Annotated in this window: 20 protein-coding genes; 10 read left to right on the top strand and 10 right to left on the bottom strand. The window is 64.3% G+C overall.

The window, feature by feature from the left end; all coding sequences use genetic code 11:
- Positions 1–3: 3 nt before the first annotated feature.
- Entirely contained in the window at positions 4–2,136 is a 2,133-nt protein-coding gene (locus tag VGN46_RS10840; RefSeq protein WP_331643602.1) for a M1 family metallopeptidase, read from the bottom strand.
- 169 nt (positions 2,137–2,305) lie between these two features.
- Entirely contained in the window at positions 2,306–3,163 is an 858-nt protein-coding gene (locus VGN46_RS10835) for a 2OG-Fe(II) oxygenase (RefSeq protein ID WP_331643600.1), read from the bottom strand.
- Positions 3,164–3,405: 242 nt separating this feature from the next.
- Here VGN46_RS10835 and VGN46_RS10830 point away from each other — a divergent pair, with 242 nt between their 5' ends.
- Complete coding sequence (locus tag VGN46_RS10830) at positions 3,406–3,669, top strand: DUF3224 domain-containing protein (RefSeq protein WP_331643598.1); 264 nt, start codon at positions 3,406–3,408, stop codon at positions 3,667–3,669.
- Here VGN46_RS10830 and VGN46_RS10825 read toward each other — a convergent pair.
- Positions 3,651–3,911 carry a GIY-YIG nuclease family protein gene (locus tag VGN46_RS10825; protein WP_331643597.1) on the bottom strand — a complete coding sequence of 87 codons (261 nt, stop codon included), beginning with the start codon at positions 3,909–3,911 and terminating at the stop codon, positions 3,651–3,653. The genes VGN46_RS10830 and VGN46_RS10825 overlap by 19 nt on opposite strands.
- A 14-nt stretch (positions 3,912–3,925) precedes the next feature.
- On the opposite strand from VGN46_RS10825, the gene VGN46_RS10820 reads away from it, so the two are divergent.
- Entirely contained in the window at positions 3,926–4,984 is a 1,059-nt protein-coding gene (locus VGN46_RS10820; RefSeq protein ID WP_331643595.1) for a PLP-dependent aminotransferase family protein, read from the top strand.
- Here VGN46_RS10820 and VGN46_RS10815 read toward each other — a convergent pair.
- Positions 4,981–5,787: a tRNA threonylcarbamoyladenosine dehydratase gene (locus VGN46_RS10815; protein WP_414675249.1), complete on the bottom strand. Its 807-nt coding sequence runs from the start codon at positions 5,785–5,787 to the stop codon at positions 4,981–4,983. The two genes, VGN46_RS10820 and VGN46_RS10815, sit on opposite strands and share 4 nt — an antisense overlap.
- 77 nt (positions 5,788–5,864) lie before the next feature.
- Between VGN46_RS10815 and VGN46_RS10810 the strand changes: the two genes are divergently transcribed.
- From VGN46_RS10810 to cqsA, 4 genes are all read left to right on the top strand, one after another.
- Positions 5,865–6,254 carry a cytochrome C gene (locus tag VGN46_RS10810; RefSeq protein ID WP_331643591.1) on the top strand — a complete coding sequence of 130 codons (390 nt, stop codon included), beginning with the start codon at positions 5,865–5,867 and terminating at the stop codon, positions 6,252–6,254.
- Positions 6,255–6,266: 12 nt separating this feature from the next.
- On the top strand, positions 6,267–7,652 hold the full coding sequence (locus VGN46_RS10805; protein ID WP_331643589.1) for a HAMP domain-containing sensor histidine kinase: 1,386 nt from the start codon (positions 6,267–6,269) through the stop codon (positions 7,650–7,652).
- Positions 7,652–8,689, top strand: a complete 1,038-nt coding sequence (locus VGN46_RS10800; RefSeq protein ID WP_331643629.1) for a response regulator — start codon at positions 7,652–7,654, stop codon at positions 8,687–8,689. Before VGN46_RS10805 ends, VGN46_RS10800 begins: the two co-directional genes overlap by 1 nt.
- A gap of 277 nt (positions 8,690–8,966) precedes the next feature.
- The gene (cqsA, locus tag VGN46_RS10795) at positions 8,967–10,226 is read left to right on the top strand and encodes an alpha-hydroxyketone-type quorum-sensing autoinducer synthase (RefSeq protein ID WP_331643587.1); all 1,260 of its coding nucleotides are present in this window, start codon (positions 8,967–8,969) and stop codon (positions 10,224–10,226) included.
- Positions 10,227–10,252: 26 nt separating this feature from the next.
- Here cqsA and VGN46_RS10790 read toward each other — a convergent pair whose 3' ends face one another.
- The 4 genes from VGN46_RS10790 to VGN46_RS10775 all read right to left on the bottom strand — a co-directional run bounded on the left by VGN46_RS10790 (position 10,253) and on the right by VGN46_RS10775 (position 12,397).
- A complete protein-coding gene (locus VGN46_RS10790; RefSeq protein ID WP_331643586.1) occupies positions 10,253–10,558 on the bottom strand; it encodes a DUF962 domain-containing protein in 306 nt (101 codons plus the stop codon).
- Between the two features lie 14 nt (positions 10,559–10,572).
- Positions 10,573–11,448, bottom strand: coding sequence for a pirin family protein (locus tag VGN46_RS10785; RefSeq protein WP_331643583.1), 876 nt, complete (start codon positions 11,446–11,448; stop codon positions 10,573–10,575).
- Between the two features lie 140 nt (positions 11,449–11,588).
- Positions 11,589–11,792 carry a transcription antiterminator/RNA stability regulator CspE gene (cspE, locus tag VGN46_RS10780; RefSeq protein ID WP_216161052.1) on the bottom strand — a complete coding sequence of 68 codons (204 nt, stop codon included), beginning with the start codon at positions 11,790–11,792 and terminating at the stop codon, positions 11,589–11,591.
- Between the two features lie 395 nt (positions 11,793–12,187).
- The gene (locus tag VGN46_RS10775) at positions 12,188–12,397 is read right to left on the bottom strand and encodes a cold-shock protein (RefSeq protein WP_046967385.1); all 210 of its coding nucleotides are present in this window, start codon (positions 12,395–12,397) and stop codon (positions 12,188–12,190) included.
- A gap of 340 nt (positions 12,398–12,737) precedes the next feature.
- On the opposite strand from VGN46_RS10775, the gene VGN46_RS10770 reads away from it, so the two are divergent.
- Entirely contained in the window at positions 12,738–13,211 is a 474-nt protein-coding gene (locus VGN46_RS10770; protein ID WP_331643578.1) for a hypothetical protein, read from the top strand.
- Here VGN46_RS10770 and VGN46_RS10765 read toward each other — a convergent pair whose 3' ends face one another.
- Positions 13,212–14,480, bottom strand: a complete 1,269-nt coding sequence (locus VGN46_RS10765) for a winged helix-turn-helix domain-containing protein (protein WP_331643576.1) — start codon at positions 14,478–14,480, stop codon at positions 13,212–13,214.
- A 114-nt stretch (positions 14,481–14,594) separates the two neighbouring features.
- Here VGN46_RS10765 and VGN46_RS10760 point away from each other — a divergent pair, with 114 nt between their 5' ends.
- Together VGN46_RS10760 and VGN46_RS10755 are read left to right on the top strand one after the other, a co-directional pair.
- A complete protein-coding gene (locus VGN46_RS10760) occupies positions 14,595–15,176 on the top strand; it encodes an EF-hand domain-containing protein (protein ID WP_331643574.1) in 582 nt (193 codons plus the stop codon).
- Between the two features lie 138 nt (positions 15,177–15,314).
- Positions 15,315–16,382 (top strand): phospholipase A, encoded by a 1,068-nt coding sequence (locus VGN46_RS10755; RefSeq protein WP_331643572.1) that lies wholly within the window; start codon positions 15,315–15,317, stop codon positions 16,380–16,382.
- A 113-nt stretch (positions 16,383–16,495) separates the two neighbouring features.
- On the opposite strand, the gene VGN46_RS10750 is transcribed toward VGN46_RS10755, so the two are convergent.
- Positions 16,496–16,978 carry a peptidylprolyl isomerase gene (locus VGN46_RS10750; RefSeq protein WP_331643570.1) on the bottom strand — a complete coding sequence of 161 codons (483 nt, stop codon included), beginning with the start codon at positions 16,976–16,978 and terminating at the stop codon, positions 16,496–16,498.
- A 187-nt stretch (positions 16,979–17,165) separates the two neighbouring features.
- Here VGN46_RS10750 and VGN46_RS10745 point away from each other — a divergent pair, with 187 nt between their 5' ends.
- A complete protein-coding gene (locus tag VGN46_RS10745; protein ID WP_331643568.1) occupies positions 17,166–19,160 on the top strand; it encodes an acetyl/propionyl/methylcrotonyl-CoA carboxylase subunit alpha in 1,995 nt (664 codons plus the stop codon).
- Positions 19,161–19,162: the final 2 nt, after the last annotated feature.

Raw genomic sequence — 19,162 nt, 5'->3', positions numbered from 1 at the left:
CGTTCATAGGGTCACCAGCACGCTATAGATGCCCTGGAACAGGGCGGCGAAATCCGACGTCCAGCGGCGCGTGGCAGCGTGGTTTGCCTCCACCGTGCGGCTGTCGTTGAGCTTGTTGCTGTCGAGGTAGATCTTCTGCTCGGGATCGAGCTCGGCCGAGGTGGCCTTCACCGGCTTGGTAAACTCAAAGCGAGCCCAGCGCCGCTGGTCATTCCAGCGCACCGTTTCCACTGAATCATCGGCGAAGGTCACCTTCAGGACCTGAGGGACCGGCGAGCCATCACGCCACACGGTAACGATCGTGCGGTACGGGAACGGACCGGTGCCTTTCTTCGCATCCGGGTGCGCCTTCTTCCACGCATCGCGCTGCTTGTCGATCGCCTCGTCGTTGTCGTCGCTGGAGAGTTCCACGCGCTTGCCGTCCTTCATCGACGTACCGGCGAGCGGGAGCACCTCGTCGCTGGTGATCTCCTTCACCTGATCATCGATCCGATCGGTGCCGTAGACGTACTGCTCGAACACCTGGGCCACGACCTCGGGCTTACCGGACACCTCGGCCAGCGTGGCCTGCAGGTCACCGATCGAGGGATGCCGGAAGTGCCAGGTGGCGTAGTACTGGCGGAAGGCCTTCTCGGTCACCTCCTTGCCAAGACGCTCCTCGAGATCATGCATCGCGGTGGCCGTGCGCGAGTAGACCGTGCCGTACTGCTGGCTGGACAGGCGATCCCACGCGTTCTGGCCGAGCGGATCACCCGGGTGGCTCAACGTGGCGATCATGCGCTCCAGCTGGAAGACCCCGATCGGCGGCTGCACGCCGAAGAACTGCCAGAACGGCTTGGTGAGCCAGACATCCTGCTTGCGCTCGCGCAGCATGCGGTCGTCCCAGTACTCGTTCAGGCCCTCGTCCAGCATGGGTTCTTCAAACTCGTTCGAGGCAAGCAGGCCATAGAAATAACCATGGCCGAACTCGTGGATCGTCACGAAATCGATGAACCATTCCGCGAACGTCCGCGGCTTGTAGCCTTTGTCGTAGTCGGCGGTGAAGAACGTCGGGTACTCCATGCCGCCGGCTTCGCTGGCGTTGAATGGCGGTACCACCGCAGTCACCGTCTTGTAGGGGTACGGGCCGAGCGTATTCGAGAAGTACGTCAGCGAGTCCGTCGTCGCCTTCTGCACCGGCTTCGCATCGGCTTCGTATTCCGGCGGGTAAAGCACCTTGACCTTGACGGTCGGGCTGCCTGGACCGTTCCATGTGGTTTCGATCGTCTTGAAGCCCGGCGCCGCCATCCACGCGAAATCATGCACGTCGGCCTGGCTGAAGTGCCAGGTAAGGTCATTGCCCTCGGGCACCGGATCGCCCTGTTGCTCACCCACGGCCGCGACGGTGTAGGCCTTCGGCGCGGTCAAGCGCACGTCGAACTCGCCGAAATCAGCGAAGAATTCGCTGTTGAAATGGAACTCGTGGACGTTCCAGCGCGGCTCGGTCGCTCCACGCTCGCCCGGCAGTTCGAGGACGCCGATCTTGGGGAACCACTGGCCCACCAGGTGGAACTGGCCTACATAGCCCGTGCGCTCGATCACGCGCGGCAGCTGGCTGTGGAAGGCCATGTCCAGGGTGACGCTGCCGCCCGCCGGCACCGGTTGCGCCAGGTCCACGCGCACCACGGTGTGGTCGGTGACCGGGCCGTTGTCCGGGTGGACGAAGGACCACTTGAGGGTGGCACCGTCCTGCTCGACATGCTGCAAGTCGATGTAACCCCACTCGCCCTTCTTGACCTTGCCAACGCCGCGCGAGTCGCCGCCACGCGCCAGCACCTCACGCTCGGTGAAGAATGTGCTGCCCTCGCCTTCGAAGGCGTTGAGATACAGGTGCAGGAAAATAGCGGAGACCGGACGGTCACTACGGTTGCGCCAGGTCAGTTGCTGCTGGCCATCGACCGTGTGCTTTTCGGGGTCGAGCTTTGCCTGGATGCGGTACGACACCACGCGATCCGACAAGGTGGCTTCAGTACCGGTGCGCGGGCCGCCCCACGCCGTGGGTGCGCTCGGTGTGCGCACGAATGCGGCATGCGGCGACGCGAACGGAATCTCGGTCGGCACGGCGGGTGCTGCCACCGTGCCGGCGGACGCTGGCACCGGGATGGGTGGAGTGGCTGCGGGCGGGCTTTGGGCCCATGCGGCGGAAGCGCAGGAAAGTGCGCTCGCGAAGACAAAACGTGCAACCCTGGCTGCCTCGCGGCGCATGCTTGAACCCTCCCCCTTGAATCCAGCGAGATTGCTGAGGTCCAGGGTCGCCGTCAAGCCTTCAGCCAGCAAAAGGTCGTTCGCGCATCCATTTGGTGATGATCCACTTCTCGCCGGCGGTCACCGGTGCACCCCCGTGTAGCGAAAGGGGATCCAGCGAACCATCGGCCGCGGCATATTCGAAGTAAAGGCCTTGCCCCTTGCGCGGCACGTAGCTGAAATCGATGCGGGGGAAAATCGTCTCACCACCAGCCTGTACGTCATCCAGATACATGATCAGGGTCGAGACGCGCTGGCCGCCACTGGCGATATGCGAGGCACTGCCCTTCTGCTCGGGGGCGAAGTAATCGTAATGCGGCATGTATTCACCGCCCACGCCATAGCGCATGACCTGGAGGCCCTCGCCATGCTCCTCGGTGAGCTGCATGATCGCGGCCGTCCGGGCGTCGATACGCTGGATGAGTTCGTTCTCGGCGCGGTGGAAGTACGCCCCTTCGCTGGTGCGGATATCCATGACCGTGTTACTGCCCGAATCGGGCGAGACCACGGCCGAGCGCTCCAGCCGGGAGCGCGCCATGGCCATCAGGCCGTCGCATTCGGTGGCATCAAGCACATTATCGAGCACGGCAATCACCGGGCGGGCCACGCGCACGAGCACCCGGATATCGCGATCCGGCGCATGGATGACGTGGCCCCGCGATAGCCGGCTCGTGAATTCGTGGGCTCGCGACTCGTCCGCGACCGATGGTGCTACGCCACCAAACACCGCTTCCGCGATAGCGTCACGCGCCACCCGCTCATCAAAGTGGTTTTCCTTCATGGTGGCGAGGAGGTCGGCCGGCGCATTGCCGTTGGCCAGCGCCTCGCCGATCCAGCGGTGCCAATCTGGCGTAACCTTGGTATGTCGGCGTGCTTGCATGCTGCCATTGTGCATCGACCGGGGGGTTCCATGCAGGCCATCGTCCGCGCTTCGCTTTTCGCCGCCGCCCTCGTCTTCACCACCATTGCCTGGGGAGCCAGCATGACGCACCACGCCAAGGGCCGTTTCGACGTGAAAATCGCCCCGACCGGCCAACCCGATAACGGACAAGGCTCCGTTCTGGGTCAGATGAGCCTGGAGAAGACCTTCCATGGCGGCATGAGCGGCACTTCCCGGGCACGATGCTTACCGCCTCCAGTGTGGAGAAAGCGGACTCGGGGGTTTACGTAGCCGTAGAACGCTTCAGCGGTACGGTCGATGGAAAGAAAGGCAGCTTCGCTCTCGCCCATCGCGGCGTACAAGCCCACGGCAAGCGTGAGTTACTGATCACGATCGTGCCGGATACCGGGTCGGATGAACTCAAGGGCATCGCCGGGACGTTCACCATCGATATCGGCGCCGATGGTGCCCATAGCTACGACCTCGCTTACACACTCCCTGATTGATCGCCCAGCCAGGCCAGCTTCTTCGACTTCGGCAAGCGTTTTACCTCGTGCTCTGCGCGGGAGGCAGCGGAGCGATCGGGAAAGGGCCGCGCACCCAGCAACTTCACGGGTGGGTTGGCGCGCGTGTAACGTGCGCCCTTGCCCGACACGTGCGCGGCATAGCGCGCCTCAAGGTCATTGGTAATGCCGGCGTACCAGCTGCCGTTCCGGCATTCGATGAGATAGACGTACCACATACGCATAGCATAATGCCCCGATGAGCTACGACCTCGCCGTGAACCTGCCGCTGCGCGCCGCGCCCACTGCCCGCCTACGCGAGGCGCTTGCCAACTTTCCACTGGACGACCGTCTCCTTGCCTACCCGGAACCCGAGGGTGGCCTGGCCGTGCGCGAGGCGATCGCCGGCTGGATGCGCCGGCATGGTGGATTTTCCGTGGTGGACCCGCGGCGGCTCCTGCTCACGATTGGCGCGCGACACGGCCTGGTCCTGGCCCTGGAAGAAACCTGCGCCCCCGGCGACACCTTGCTGATGGAAGAACTCACCTTCCACGGTTTCCGGCTTGGCGTACTCGCCCATGGGGTCAAGCCGGCGGCGGTGGCCGTGGATGAGGAAGGCATGCGGCCCGATGCGCTGGCGGATGCGGTACACCGCACCGGCGCGCGCGTCGCGTACGTGCAACCCACCCTGCACAACCCCACCACCGGCACCATGTCGCTGGGCCGCCGCAAAGCGATCGTGGAGGTCGCCCGCAAGCTCGACCTGACGCTTATCGAAGGCGATGTATACGCCGCGCTGGGCTGGCAAGGGGGAGAGGCGCTGCCTGCACTGGCCGAGCTCGCGCCCGAGCGCGTGCTGCACGCGGGCGGTATGGGCAAGGTGCTTGGCCCCGGCCTTCGCATCGGCTGGCTGCTGGCGCCCGACGATGCGACCCATCACCGGCTCAGGGAGTCGATCCAACTGGCCACCGACGGCCTGGCGCCCTTGTTGCCTGCAATCGTCGGCGGCTGGATGGCCGACGGCACCGCGGATGGCCTGCTCGAGACCCTCGCCGCGTCCATGCGCGACCGCAACCTGCTCGCCCGCGAGATCCTGGGCGCGGATCTGCGCACCAACGGCGGCATGCATGCCTGGTTGCCACGCGACGACGCCGATGCGGTGTACGAAAGAGCGCGCAACGCCGGGGTGCTGGTCACACCGCCCGTTCCCTTCAATGCGGAAGGCGGTATCGGTCGGGGGCTGCGCGTCTGCCTGGGTGCCGAGGAAGGCCCGACGCGGCTCGAACAGGGGCTCGCCGCGCTGGCCGCTGTGCTCTAGGCCTTCTTCACCGCGGCCAGCTTCTCGAGCGCCTTGCCCACCGCGGCAAAGGCGAACGCACCCGTGACATGCGTGGCCGCGCCGAGGCCGCCGCCGCAGTCCAGCTTGAGGGCATCGCTACCCGGCGGGCGCACGCCACACACGCTGCCATCGGGTTGCGGGTACTGCACGTTCTGCATCGAATAGACCGCCGACACCCCGAAGAAGCGATCGGGGTTGCGCGGGAAGTGGTGCTCCTGGCGCAGCCGCTTGCGGATCATGCTGAGCATGGCGTCGTGCTCCGTGCGCGACAGGTCGCGCACCCGAATCGCGGTCGAATCGGTACGCCCGCCCGCGGAGCCCACCGTCACCAGAGGCACCTTGCGCCGCCGGCACCACACGATGGTTTCCAGCTTCACCTTCATCGCATCGCAGGCATCGATCACGACGTCGTAGTTGCGATCGAGCAGCTCATCCAGCGTCGAGGGCGTGAGAAACCGCTCCATGCCTTCGAGGCGGATGGTAGGGTTGATGGCATGGGCACGCTCGGCGATCACGCCGACCTTGGGCTTGCCGTACTGTCCATCCAGGGCGTGCAGCTGGCGATTGGTGTTCGACAGGCAGACATCGTCGCCGTCGATCAGCGTCAGCCGGCCAATGCCACTGCGGGCAAGTGCCTCTGCCGCCCACGAACCCACGCCGCCGATGCCGATGACACAGACATGTGCGTGGGCAAGGCGGTCCAGGGTGCCGCGGCCGTACAGCCGCTCGATGCCGGCGAATCGTTCGGCCTGGGCCGTGCTCACGTGGATCTCGGGGTCCATTGGGGTGTGCATTATCTCATATTGAAACAACAGGCCTGTCCGCTATGCTGGCGGCCACGCTAAGCCATGGAAAACCGATGCGCACGCTGCTCCTTGTCGTGCTGGGCCTTGCCGTTGGCGCGATGGGCGCCACCATTGCTATGTCGGCCCTGCGCCAGGCCACCCCCTTTCACGATGGCGTGATGGCGGTGATGCAGCACCACATGGGCGCGCTCCGCGCCAACGTGCGGGCGAAGCAATGCGATGCCAAGGCGTCGGCCGCCCGATTCGTACGGATGCGCCAAGAGGCCGGCGACATTGGCGAGGCGTTTCCCGGCATGGACACCGGCTTCGGCCACGCTGCCGGCGCGCTCGCGACGGCCCTGGATGGGGCGGTGGCCGCCCAGCCCGCCACGTGCGAGGCCCTGGTCACCGCGCTGAAGCCGGTCGGCGAGGCGTGTTCCGCCTGCCACCAGCGCTACCGCTAGGCCAGCACCTCCATGATGTCCATGCCAACGCCGGACGACCAGCCGCCACCGCGCCAGCCCTACCTGAAGCTGCAACTCTGGCTGTTGCTCCGGGCCCTGGCGCGCTTCGAGACCACCATGTGGCTGCGCACGCGCTATTCGCAGCCGAAGATGGTGGCCATCGGCGTCGTGGGCAGCTTTTCGCTGGCCGTGTATTACCCCGTGTGGGCCTACCTGTTCCCCCAGCCGTATGAAAACCTGCCGATGCGGCTGGCCTGCAGTGCCACCTTCATCCCGCTGGCCTTGCTGCCCTGGTGGCCCCGTCGGCTGCGGGCCTATCTACCCACCTACTGGTACTTCGCCATGACGGTGGCGATGCCCTTCTTCGTGGGTTACATGACCCTGCGTAACGCGACGCCGCCGTGGCTCATGACCCATATGGCCTGCGTGATGCTGCTGATGATGCTGTTCGATATCGCCAGCTTCCTGCTGGTGTTCACCACGGGCAGCCTTCTCGCCGGGCTGGCCTTCGCCTTTTCCGCGGGCGCGCATCTGCACGGCCAAACCATGCTGGAGTACGTCCCTTTGCTGCTGTTCGGCATTGTGGGCGGGGCCACCTGCACGGTCTCCGCCAATATGGCGGAGCAGAGCCGGATCGATGCGCTCACGGCCACCTCTAACAATATCGCCCATGAGCTGCGTACGCCGCTGGGCTCGCTGCGCATCGCCGCCCGGGCGGTCGCCCGCTACATGCCCGACCTGATCCGCAGCCACCGCCTGGCCGAGGGCGAAGGTCTGGCGGTACCCGAGATGCGCGCCCAGAACCTGCATGCCCTGGAACGCAGTATCGGCGTCATGGAACGCGAGGTCACCTACGCCAACACCATCATCGATATGCTGCTCCTGTCGGCGCGGCCCATCGGCGAAGTCCCGCTGGCCCTGCTGGGCGCCCGCGAGTGCGTGGAACAGGCCCTGCGCCGCTTCCCCTACGGCTCGCGGGCCGAGCGCGAGCGGATTACCCTCTCCCCCACGGGGGATTTCCCGCTCATGGGCGAGGAGACCCTGGTGGTCCATATCCTGTTCAACTTGCTGCGTAACGCCCTGTTTCATACCGATCGGGCCGGCAAGGGCGAGATCAGGGTATATATAGAAACAGGCGAAAACGGCAATCACGTCCGGGTCCACGACACCGGCCCGGGCATACCACCTGACGTACTTCCCCGTATTTTCAATCGTTTTTATTCGTATTCGAGCGATAGCGCAGGCACGGGCAACATCACCGGCCTCGGTATAGGTCTCGCTTTTTGTCGCGCGGCGATGGAGCATATGGGCGGAGGCATCATTTGCCGTACCAATCTGGGTGAATTCACGGAATTCACCCTTACCTTCCCGATTACGGAGGCCGGGCTCCGGCAGTGATGACTCTGAACTCGCAGGGCGATATCCAGCCCTTCCATTTCCCGACGACCACGGTGCTCGTGGATGACCACGAGGAATACCTCGACGTCGTCCCGTTGCTGCTCGACCCCATGGTCCGGGTACGTACGTTCAGTTCGCCGCGCAGCGCCCTGGCCACCCTGGGCAACAACGGCAGCCGTCCCGTGCCGGGCGGTGGCTGGCTGTACCGCTGGAAGGACCGCCCTTCGGAGACGCAGGAGCTGGTCGCACTGGACATCGATTCGATCCACCGGGTCGTCTATGACCCGGAACGCTTCGCTGAAATTTCGGTCGTCGTGGTCGACCAGGCCATGCCGGAAATGGACGGCATTACTTTTTGCAAACGCTTGCCGAATCCGCATATTGGCAAGATCTTGCTGACCGGCCGGGCGGACGATGCCACGGCGATCGACGCCTTCAATTCCGGCGTCATCGACCGCTTCATCCGCAAGAACGACCCGCTGGCGATCGAAAAGCTGCAGACCGCTATCGTCGAGCTGCAGCGGCGCTATTTTGAACGGGCCAGTGCCTTCGTGGCAGAAACCCTGGCCCTGGGTAATTTCCGTTTCCTGCGCGATCCGGCCTTCCGGGATGTGCTGCAAAGCGTGACCGCCACCTTCCAGCCCGTGGAGTGCTACGTGCACTGCAACCCGACGGGGCTGCTGCTCGTGGATGCCTGGGGTATCGGCCGCTTTCTGCTCGTGCAGACGGACGAAGACCTGCGCACGCACTACGAAATCGCCTCCGACCTGGGCGCCCCTTCCAGCGTCCTCGAAGCATTGCGCAGTGGCGAAGCCTTGCCTTGGTTCAATTCGCGCGATGGCTTCTACCACAAGGGTGTCGAGAACCCGGAAGCGCATATGTATCCCGCCACGGCGGTATCGGGCGAGCAGTGGTACTACTACGCCCTCATCGATGACGTGGAGCGTTTCCGCCTCCAGCACGTCAAGTCGTACCGCAGCTGGTTGCGCGAACAGGATCTGAGCCTGTCCGCCGATAGCCGCCCGCGCTTTATCTGACCCCAGGCCAAACGGCCCCACCCTGAACCCATGGCTGCCGGATCCACCGGCGCCATGGGCTGCGCGTGCCTATATGCTCGTGGCGTGATCGCCGCGGCGGCTGACTCTGCCTGCGCGATCTCCTTCAACCTGGCAGGGCTCGCGCCCAGGCCTACCTGGCCGGCGCGGATTGCCTCTCTCGTTTTCGCGCCTGCCCCAGGCGAGGCCGGCGTGCGCGTGTCGTCGTGAGACGGCGCCGTGGATATCGCCTGTCCTTAAGCCAACGAGAGAGAGACCCATGGAAAACGTTTCCGTCCTGCATCCCATTGCACGCGCGCCGCAGCTTCCCGACTTCGTTCAGCAGCGGGTAGAACGATTTCACCGCGAACGCATTGCCATCGACTGGGGTGGTCGTCACATTTTGCGCGGCCGCAAGCCGGGCCCGCGCGACCTCATGCTGCAAAGCAATGACTACCTCGCGATAGCCGGCCACCCCGCCATCGTCGAAGCACAACGCGAGGCGCTGGCGAGTGGTGGCCTGGGCATGATGATGTCCGCGCTGTTCCAGCAGCACGTGGATGATCCGCTGCATCGCGTCGAACGTGAGCTGGCACGGGCGGTGGGTAGCGAAGATGGCATCCTCGCCCAGTCCGGCTTCGCCGCCAACGTCGGGCTTATCCAGTCCATCGCCGGCGAGCGCGTGCCCGTCTACGTCGACATGCTGGCCCATGCCTCACTGTGGGAAGGCATCCGCAGCGCCGGGGCGAAGGCGGTCTCGATCCTGCACAACGATGTACAGCATCTGGAACGGCAACTGCTGCGTAATGGCCCTGGCGTCATCGTGGTCGATAGTGTCTACAGCACCAACGGCAGCCTTGCGCCGCTTCGCGAGATCGCGGACCTGGCCGCGGCGCATGGCAGTGTCTTTGTCGTGGATGAATCGCATTCGCTCGGTACACACGGTGTCCGTGGCGAAGGCCTGGTCGCGAGTCTCGGCTTGAACGACCGCGTGCATTTCATCACCGCCAGCCTCGCGAAAGCCTATTGCTCGCGCGCTGGCTTCATCGCCTGCACCACCCGCTTCAAGGATTATTTCGGTTGCGAAGCGCTGCCCGCGATCTTCAGTTCATCGCTGCTGCCGCATGAACTCGCTGGCATGTCGGCTTCGCACAAAGTCATCCAGTCGGAAGGCTGGCGTCGCCAGCGCCTGCGCGAGGTGACGCGCTATGTGCGTCGCGAACTCACCGCGATGGGTTACCCCATCGGCGATGGTACCGAGCAGATCGTCGCGTTCGAAGCGGGTAACGAAATCCTGACCGGGCACGTGCGTGATGTCATGGAAACGCACGGCGTCTTCGGCTCTGTCTTCAGCGCACCGGCGACGACGGTGAACCGTTCACTGCTCCGGCTCACCCTGAACGCGGGAATGGATGATGGGGCCGTGCAGCACCTGCTGGATGCCTGCCGCGATGCACGTGACGACCTGGATCTTCCGAACTGGAGCGCTACGCGGCGGCTGCGCAAGGAGGAGGCGCGCGCCGCGGCCGAAGTGGCATGAATGCTCGCGGCGCGCGTCCGTTGCGCTCAGCGCAGTGTGACGCGCCCGCGCAGGATGTCCCAGAACATCGCCCAGTCACCCATCAGGCTGTATAGCGGATGCTGGAACGTGGCGGGGCGATTCTTCTCGAATACGAAGTGACCGATCCAGGCAAAGCCATAACCACCCACGGGCGCTAGCCACAACCAGGCCCAGGTGTCGGTGGTAACGGCAAGTGCGATGGCCAGCAGAACCAGTACGCTGCCTGCGAAATGCAGGCGGCGGCAACGCACATCCGAGTGTTCACCCAGGTAAAACGGATAGAAATCGCGAAACGTGGCGAAGGTGGCCATGGAAGGCTCCAGCGTCAATAGACAGGTAACGGAATCCGTTCATGTTCATCGCCGGGCACCACCGGGAAACGGCTGGCCTGGGTCGACCAGTCGGCCTTGGCCGCCTCGATCAGCTCCTTGGAGCTGGCGACGAAATTCCACCACAGGTGGGGCTCTCCATCCAGCGGCGCGCCGCCGAACAGCATGATCAACGCATCTTCCGTCACCTCGAGCACCGGCGGTTCGCCATCATGCGCGACCGCCATGTCGAGCGCCTTGAGCTCCACGCCACCGAAACGCGCAGCGCCCTCGACGACATAGGCGCCCCACTCCGCATGCTGCGCAGGCATCGGCATCCGGGCACCTTTGCGCAACCGCGCTTCGACGAAAAACATGGGTGCGAAGACACGGACCGGTGACGCTGCGCCAAACGCTTCGCCAGCAATCACGACGAGCTGACCACCCTCGACATCCACCTTCGGCAGCGTCGCCGCCGCATGGTGGTGGAATTCCGGATCCATCGTTTCGTGCGTCTTCGGCAACGCGACCCACACCTGGATGCCGTGCAACGCCTGGCCACGGTGGCGCTCGTCCGGTGGCGTGCGCTCAGAATGGACAATGCCGCGACCCGCAGTCATCCAGTTCACGTCACCCGGGTGGATATCGACGAGGCTGCCCAGGCTATCGCGGTGGCGGATAGCGCCAGCGAACAGCCAGGTGACCGTGGCAAGGCCGATATGCGGGTGCGGACGCACATCCATGCCGCTGTCTTCGCCGAAATCCGCCGGCCCCATCTGGTCGAAAAATACGAAGGGGCCGACATGGCGCGCCTTGAGGTGGGGCAACATCCGGCGCACCTTGAAACCGTCGCCGAGATCTTTCTGCTTGCCATCGATGAAATCGGTGGTCATAAGGCTGCTCCGTTGATCAGGCACGCAGGGTAACGCATGCGCTTTCCGGAGTCTGGACATGTAAAGGCTCCCCCGGCGACAAGGGGCCGGGGGAGCCAACGTTCTTACAAAGTCGGCTGGACGGTGCCAGCCGCAAGGTCTTACTTCGGCACGACGTTGTCGGCCTGCGGACCCTTCTGGCCCTGGGTTACTTCGTACTCAACCTTCTGGCCTTCCTGGAGGGACTTGAACCCATTGCCCTGGATGGAACGGAAATGCACGAAAACGTCGGGGCCACCACCATCCTGGGTAATGAAGCCGAAGCCCTTGGCATCGTTGAACCACTTCACCGTACCTGTTGCCATCACACACACCTCTAGACTCGCACTCGATTAACCCGGCTCGAAAAGCCGGCGACTTACTGGGCATGCAGGACCGGGTGAGGCGATGGAGCGTGATCAACGAACGCGCGCACATCGGGTCACTCGCGTGACCGCGCAGACACAGTACGAGTGATCATAACCACATTCGGCGAGGATTCTGTAGGGGAATGCCTACAGCGGACGTTTTTTTGACGCCGATCACGCGCGTAAGCGTGAAGGAAACGCGAAATCAGCGATTTTCCTAGGACGTGTCAGGGCTCGCTTACGTGCCGCCGACTCGGCGAGCACCCATCGCGCGCAAGCGCGCTCCTACAGGGGAGCATAAAAAAAGCCCGGCGTAAGCCGGGCTTTTCTTTCAGACGAGATGTCAAAAAGGCTTACGCCTTGTTGACTTCCTCAGCCTGCAGGCCCTTCTGGCCGTTGACAACCTTGAAGGAGACCTTCTCGCCTTCGGCCAGCGACTTGAAGCCGTTGCCCTGGATGGCGCGAAAATGGACGAAAACGTCCGGGCCGTTCTCACGCGAGATGAAGCCGAAGCCCTTCGCGTCGTTGAACCACTTCACGGTGCCGATTTCACGATCCGACATATTGTAACACTCCAAACGAATATAACTAATTGAATAACCAGCAATTTTTATTAAATTGCCGCTTACTGGTGTGCAAGGAAACGCGAGGAGCGAAGCGATGTGGCAGATCCGTGATCAGCGGCATCGGGTCAACGGAACTCTATGACCCCGGCAAACACAGCGGGCGAATCATACCCGCCCCCGCGAAAAATAGCGATGCCAAAGCTGTACCGGATTTCCGTCTGAGTTAACGCAATAACGTCACGTTCACCAGGGATAAGGCAAATCGGAGATCGCGTCGCACCCCCCGGTGCGATTTTACCCACCATCGAACCACGCTCTGAAAAGGGGGACGACACCTATGGCCACCATCCTCACCCGACTCGCTCCGCTGGCGCTCTGCGCCCTTGCGCTGGCTGCCTGCTCGGACAACAAGCCCAAACCCACCACCACGCAGACGGTGACCGCGGCCCCGGGGCACACCACGACAACCAAGACCGCCACGACGAGCGTGACCAACGTGCCGGCGTCGAAGACCACGGGCGCCAACCCGGCCGGGACCAAGGCGGGGCCGCTGCCTGCCAACACGGGCATCGCCGCCTGCGATGAGTACCTGGCCAGCTACAAGAGCTGCCACCTGGCCGCCGGTGTGTTCGCCAAGGACCAGATCGAGCCGCGCTACGAAATGATGCGCGAGAGCCTGCTCCGCCAGTCGCAGGACCCCGACATGCGCGATCAGCTGCAGAACCGCTGCACCTCGCTGGCCAGCCAGCTCAAGGATGCGCTGCACGGAAAGACCTGTGCTGATACGCCACCGCCGGCTTCTACTCGCTGATCAGCCCGCACAGGCTTGCTTAAGCTGGGTGCGCAGCCCCTTCGGCTGCGCACCCTCGATCGCGACACGCGGCGTGCCATGCCATGCCGCACACTCACAGATGGCGCTGGCCAGGCCTTCGATAAGGGCTGGCGACAGCACCACGTCATCCTCCAGCCAGACGCCGAGGACCTGGAAAAGGCCGGCGCCACGGTGTGCTTTCGCATCCAGCCGGCCGACCAGGCGACCACGATGCAGGATGGGTAACGCGTAATAGCCGTAGCGCCGCTTCGGCGCTGGCGTGTAGCACTCGATCGTGTACTCGAAACCGAACAGTTCCAGCGCCCGCGCGCGGTCCCACACGACGGGATCGAACGGCGAGAGGAGGGTGGTACGCGTCGCACGCAGCGCATTCGCCGCGGCCTTTTCGAGCAGGCCGGCATGTCCCGCATGCACGTACGCGGACTCACCCCACCCATCCACCTCGACGCGCAGTAACGCGCCTTGTGCTACGAGAGGATCGAGTTCCGCCTCTGTCACACGAGGTTTAAGGCGAAAATAGTCGGCGATCCAGCGAGCCCGTGCGATCCCCAGTGCCTGAACGCTGCGTAAGATGAAATGCGTACGCACGGCAGCTTCGTCGAGTGTTCCCGCCGGCGGCTGTTCGGGCCAGCGCGATGTCACTCGCCCCGCAAGATCGTAGACACGCTGGAAACGTTCGCGGCGCAGCACCATTAACTCGCCAAGCGCGAACCACGCTTCCAACCATTTCTTCTCAGGTTTCCACCCCCACCAACCCTTGCTGGCCGGACCTTCGCGTTCAAAGTCCGAAGCACGCAGCGGCCCTTCACTGCGAATGCGTTCCAGCAATGCGTCCATGTCCTTGCGCGCTTCGGCATGGGTGCGTTCAGCGAGTTTCTGCGCCCAGTGGCCTGCACGACCTAGGCGATAATCGCGGTGATAGTGGAATTCACCCGCGGGCACGAACGACGCTTCGTGGGCCCACGCTTCCGCCAGGTGGCCTTCCGCCAGCGCATCGTCCAGCCACTCGTTGCGGTAATCACCAAGGCGCGAGAAAAGCACCATGTAGGGACTGCGCGCGACCACGTTGATCGTATCGATCTGCAACATGCCCATGCGTGCCACCGTGGTGGCGATGTCGGCCTTGCGAGCCTTGCGGGTGGCCCGCTGGAGCAGCCCCTGGGCGGCCAGGTGGAGCAACTGGGCAGCGCGGGGCGATAACCGGATCACGTTGTCTGTCGAGGTCTCGTCGGAAACGCGTGACGCCACGGTGGAGGCCTGTTAGCAGTTGGGCCACCATTAAATCGCCCCTTGCTAGCGTCGGCAATGAGGTCGTGGGCGACGCTCGCGATGCCCTACCACGCTAACCCAAGGAGGCTTTCGATGAAGATGCCACTACGCGCCGCTGCCTTCGGCGCATCGCTGCTGCTGGCAGGCACGGCGTTCGCCCAGACCGCCCCCACCGGCCAGACGCCGCCGCCTCCGCCTCCGCCGGGCCAGACCATGCCCACGGATCCGTCGCAAGCGCTGCCACCACCGCCACCGGGCGAGGCCACGCCTCCGCCACCGCCTTCGCCAGCCGACAATCCGGGCATGCCGCCACCGGCCGCTACTGCACCGCCGCCGCCTCCACCCCCGCCGGCGCCACCGGGTCCGCCGCCTCCGGCTCCTCCAGCGCCTCCAGCCCCAGGTGATACCGGCTCAGCCGGCACGACCAGCGGCACGACGATGCCCACCCCGCAGGGCCAGGTGCAGGTCAACAGCGGGCCGGCGGCAGCCAAGCCCGCGGGTCCGGCACCCGACTTCAAGACGCTTTCGGGCGGCAAGGCGTCCATCACCGCTGAACAGGCTTCGGCCTATCCGCTGCTCGCGAATGACTTCCAATATGCCGATAGCAACCGCGATGGTCGTATCAGCAAGGCGGAATACCAGAAGTGGGTCGCTCATTCGGGGGCGGGTCAGTAACCGTGTTCACGCGGGAAGCGAATCGCCGCTTCCCGCGTCCTTACCTGAACGCGCGCGGCGTTACACATTTTTCACACGTTCGTGGCGGATACACTCCCGGCTCGCCGTATTTGGCTGCACGCCAGGGAGTACCAACGCATGAATCGATTACCCGCCCTGAGCGCACTGGGCGCCATCGCCTGCCTGCACGTTGCCCAGGCTTTCGCGCAAAACCCTAGCCCCATGGATATCCGTGCCTGCTCGGCGATCGAAACCGACTCGCAGCGCCTGCTTTGCTATGACAAGGCCGTCGGCCGCACGCAGATGCCGCAAGCGGCGAAGAAGGTCGACGAGAAGGCGAACTCGGTCAGCGTCGACCTGGCCACGCGTGATTCAGGCCATGTCGCCCGTCCGTTATCGCTGCTGGATAGCCGCTGGGAGCTGTCACCCGAATCGAAGCTCGGAACACTGAACCTGCGTGGTTACAAGCCCACGTATGTGCTGCCGTTCTTCGGGACCACGAACCAGAATGACACGCCGCACAGCCCTGCGCCGGACCACACCGTGACCACGCCCCAGGAGCTCGACAGCGTTGAGTCGAAGTTCCAGATCAGCCTGAAGACCAAGGCCTTCGAAAACCTCTTCGGTGACAACGGTGACCTGTGGGTGGGTTACACCCAATCCTCGCGCTGGCAGGTCTATAACAAGGACAATTCGCGTCCGTTCCGTGAAACGAATTACGAGCCCGAAGCCTTGCTCGTCTTCAGCACGCATTACAACATCCTTGGCTGGGATGGGCGTCTGGCCAGCATCGGCATCAACCACCAGTCGAACGGACGCGCGGATCCACTCTCGCGCAGCTGGAATCGCGTCGTGGCGGATGTCGGCTTCGAACGCGAAGGCTGGACGGTGATGCTGCGTCCGTGGTGGCGCATTCCGGAAGCGCGCAAGGACGATGACAACCCGGATATCCAGGATTACATGGGCCGCGGCGAAATCCAGGTGGTCCATGAGGTCGGCAGCAACGAATTCGGCCTGACCGCGCGACATTCGTTCCGCACGGGCGATCGCTCACATGGCTCGCTGCGTGGTACCTGGAGTTTCCCGGTGGTGAACAACCTGCGTGGCTACGTCGAGGTATTCAACGGGTATGGCGAAAGCCTGATCGATTACAACCACCGGGCGACGTATCTGGGGGTGGGCGTTTCGTTGCTTGATTGGTATTGATCGGAGCAGAGTCACTGCTTCGTCGGTTATCGCGTGCAAGCACGCTCCTACAGGGCCGAGGTTGTAGGAGCGCGCTTGCGCGCGATCAAAGGCATGGCGCCAAAGGCGCAACCTTAGTGGTGGTGGCCGCCTTCACCGTGCACGTGGCCGTGCTGCAGCTCTTCGTCGCTGGCTTCACGCACGTTGGTGATTTCCACGGCGAAATGCAGGGTCTGGCCGGCGAGCGGGTGGTTGCCATCGACCGTGACGTTGTCGCCTTCGATCTTCGAGACGGTAACGTTGATCGAGCCCTGGTCGTTGCGACCCTGGAACTGCATGCCCGGCTCGAGGTTCTCGACGCCCTGGAACGCAGCCTTCGGCACGACCTGGATCAGTTCCTCGTGACGCACGCCGTAGCCTTCTTCCGGGATGACGTCGACCTTGAACTGGTCACCGACCTGCTTGCCTTCCAACGCCTTCTCGAGGCCCGGAACGATGTGGCCTTCGCCATGGATGTAGGCAAGCGGCTCGCGACCTTCCGAGCTGTCGATGACGGTGCCCTGGTCGTCGGTGAGCGTGTAGTGGAAGGAAACGACGTTGCGGTTGGCGATCTGCATGAATTTCTCGCTCTGGGAGGGGGGGATGAAGGCTGGAAGCGCCCTCGTGCCCGCCAAGGCTAGGGGACCGGCCCCTCAGGTGCAAACCCACGCGCTGCCGGATGCTGCGCCGCAACCCGCCAGAACGGCACAATCTGTTAATTTCGCGGGCTTTCCCCCTACCCCACGCCGCGTCTCCGGGAGCCCCATGTTCGACTGCATTCTGATCGCCAACCGCGGCGAAATTGCTTGCCGCGTGATCCGGACCTGCCGCCGTTTGGGCATCCGCACCGTTGCGGTGTACTCCACGGCCGATGCCGACGCGCAGCATGTGCGCCTGGCCGATGAGGCCTGGCCGATCGGTGGTCCCCGCCCTGCCGAGTCCTATCTGCGTGGCGACGCGATCATTGAGGTGGCGAAGCAGGCCGGCGCCCAGGCGATCCACCCGGGCTATGGGTTCCTTTCAGAAAATACGGATTTTGCTCGCGCCTGCACGGCCGCCGGCATCGCGTTCATCGGCCCACGCCCGGAGAGCATCGATGCCATGGGCTCGAAGGCCGCCGCGAAAGCGCTGATGGAAAAACACGCGGTCCCGTTGGTGCCTGGCTACCACGGGGCCGACCAGGACCCGGCGCACCTGGCACGCGAGGCTGAAAAGACTGGTTTCCCGCTGATGATCAAGGCTGCTTCCGGCGGCGGTGGCAAGGGGATGCGCATCGTCCGTGACGCAGGCGGCTTCGTCGAGGCGCTGGCCTCCGCACAGCGTGAGGCGGCCAACGCGTTTGGCGATACCCGGGTCATCCTCGAACGCTACGTCGAGCACCCGCGCCACATCGAATTCCAGGTATTCGGCGATACCCACGGCAACATCATCCACCTCAACGAGCGTGAATGTTCGGCGCAGCGCCGTTACCAGAAGGTACTGGAAGAAACCCCTTCGCCGTTTCTCGATGCGGACCGTCGCGCACGCATGGGTGCCGCCGCCGTCGCCGCCGCGCGTGCCGTGGATTACGTAGGCGCGGGCACCGTCGAATTCATCGTCGGCCAGGATGGCGAGTTCTTCTTCATGGAGATGAACACGCGCCTGCAGGTGGAGCATCCGGTCACCGAGGAGACGCTTGGCCTCGACCTGGTGGAGTGGCAGTTGCAGGTGGCCGCCGGGGAGGCGCTGCCGCTCTCGCAAAGCGATGTCAGGGCCCACGGCCATGCGATTGAAGTGCGCCTGTACGCCGAAGACCCGGAGGCGAACTTCCTGCCGGGATCAGGCAGGCTTATGGCACTGACCTTGCCGACGCCGTCCCGCCATGTGCGCCTCGATGGTGGCGTAGTGGCCGGCGACACCGTGACGATCTTCTACGACCCGATGATCGCCAAGCTCATCGTTTACGGCGAAGACCGCGCCGACGCGCTCGAGCGCCTGCGCGACGCACTGGCGCACACCGAGATCGTCGGTCCGAAATCCAACGTGGCGTTCCTTGAGCGCCTCGTCCGTCACCCGGTGGTCATCGAAGGGCGCATCGATACGGGTTATCTCGATCGCCACCTCAATGAATTCCTCGCGGCCGATACCCGGGCCGGTGACACCGAACGATTTGCGGCCGCCGTGGCAATGCTGATGGCCGATGAGGCCGAACAGCGCAATGCATCCCACGACCCGTATTCGCCGTGGGGTGGTGCCGATGCGTGGCGCCTCGGTCACCCAGGCAAACGTGTGATCGCGCTGATGGAAGGTGACACCCGCCACGAGATCGACGCGCACGGGCACGCAGGCCATTACGTCCTGCACCAGGGCGACGCGCGCACCACGGTCGCTGGCGCCCGTGTGGGCGGTGCCGCCCTTTCCGCCCGCTTCGACGACCATGCGCGGCGCATCCCGCTGGCCACGATGGGGCCTCGCGTGCGCGTGCACGATGCGGAGGGTCGCCGCTGGACCTTCGAGCGCGCGCCCGCCTTCGCCTGGGCCGGTGCCACCGGCGATACCGCGCGGCACGTCGTGGCGCCCATGCCCGGCCGCATCGTGCTGGTGCGTGCCGCGCCAGGCGATACCGTGGAAGAAGGCCAGGAACTACTGGTCATGGAAGCGATGAAGATGGAGCTGGCCTTGAAGGCGCCGCGTGCCGGCCGCATCGAATCGATAGCGGCCGCGCAGGGCGATTTCGTGGATGCCGACAGCATCCTCGTCCGCTTCGCCGAATCGGCCTGACC

Source organism: Luteibacter sp. (assembly GCF_036500425.1).
GTDB lineage: Bacteria > Pseudomonadota > Gammaproteobacteria > Xanthomonadales > Rhodanobacteraceae > Luteibacter.
The sequence above is the reverse complement of the archived record's forward strand: the minus strand, read 5'-3'. Positions and strand labels throughout refer to the sequence as shown.

What these genes read in the sequence shown, in the direction of transcription:
- VGN46_RS10835 (WP_331643600.1), bottom strand. Translation starts at nt 3,163, where the DNA reads ATGCAAGCACGCCGACATACCAAGGTTACGCCAGATTGGCACCGCTGG.
- VGN46_RS10830 (WP_331643598.1), top strand. Translation starts at nt 3,406, where the DNA reads ATGCTTACCGCCTCCAGTGTGGAGAAAGCGGACTCGGGGGTTTACGTA.
- VGN46_RS10825 (WP_331643597.1), bottom strand. Translation starts at nt 3,911, where the DNA reads ATGCGTATGTGGTACGTCTATCTCATCGAATGCCGGAACGGCAGCTGG.
- VGN46_RS10820 (WP_331643595.1), top strand. Translation starts at nt 3,926, where the DNA reads ATGAGCTACGACCTCGCCGTGAACCTGCCGCTGCGCGCCGCGCCCACT.
- VGN46_RS10815 (WP_414675249.1), bottom strand. Translation starts at nt 5,787, where the DNA reads ATGGACCCCGAGATCCACGTGAGCACGGCCCAGGCCGAACGATTCGCC.
- VGN46_RS10810 (WP_331643591.1), top strand. Translation starts at nt 5,865, where the DNA reads ATGCGCACGCTGCTCCTTGTCGTGCTGGGCCTTGCCGTTGGCGCGATG.
- VGN46_RS10805 (WP_331643589.1), top strand. Translation starts at nt 6,267, where the DNA reads ATGATGTCCATGCCAACGCCGGACGACCAGCCGCCACCGCGCCAGCCC.
- VGN46_RS10800 (WP_331643629.1), top strand. Translation starts at nt 7,652, where the DNA reads ATGACTCTGAACTCGCAGGGCGATATCCAGCCCTTCCATTTCCCGACG.
- cqsA (WP_331643587.1), top strand. Translation starts at nt 8,967, where the DNA reads ATGGAAAACGTTTCCGTCCTGCATCCCATTGCACGCGCGCCGCAGCTT.
- VGN46_RS10790 (WP_331643586.1), bottom strand. Translation starts at nt 10,558, where the DNA reads ATGGCCACCTTCGCCACGTTTCGCGATTTCTATCCGTTTTACCTGGGT.
- VGN46_RS10785 (WP_331643583.1), bottom strand. Translation starts at nt 11,448, where the DNA reads ATGACCACCGATTTCATCGATGGCAAGCAGAAAGATCTCGGCGACGGT.
- cspE (WP_216161052.1), bottom strand. Translation starts at nt 11,792, where the DNA reads ATGGCAACAGGTACGGTGAAGTGGTTCAACGATGCCAAGGGCTTCGGC.
- VGN46_RS10775 (WP_046967385.1), bottom strand. Translation starts at nt 12,397, where the DNA reads ATGTCGGATCGTGAAATCGGCACCGTGAAGTGGTTCAACGACGCGAAG.
- VGN46_RS10770 (WP_331643578.1), top strand. Translation starts at nt 12,738, where the DNA reads ATGGCCACCATCCTCACCCGACTCGCTCCGCTGGCGCTCTGCGCCCTT.
- VGN46_RS10760 (WP_331643574.1), top strand. Translation starts at nt 14,595, where the DNA reads ATGAAGATGCCACTACGCGCCGCTGCCTTCGGCGCATCGCTGCTGCTG.
- VGN46_RS10755 (WP_331643572.1), top strand. Translation starts at nt 15,315, where the DNA reads ATGAATCGATTACCCGCCCTGAGCGCACTGGGCGCCATCGCCTGCCTG.
- VGN46_RS10750 (WP_331643570.1), bottom strand. Translation starts at nt 16,978, where the DNA reads ATGCAGATCGCCAACCGCAACGTCGTTTCCTTCCACTACACGCTCACC.
- VGN46_RS10745 (WP_331643568.1), top strand. Translation starts at nt 17,166, where the DNA reads ATGTTCGACTGCATTCTGATCGCCAACCGCGGCGAAATTGCTTGCCGC.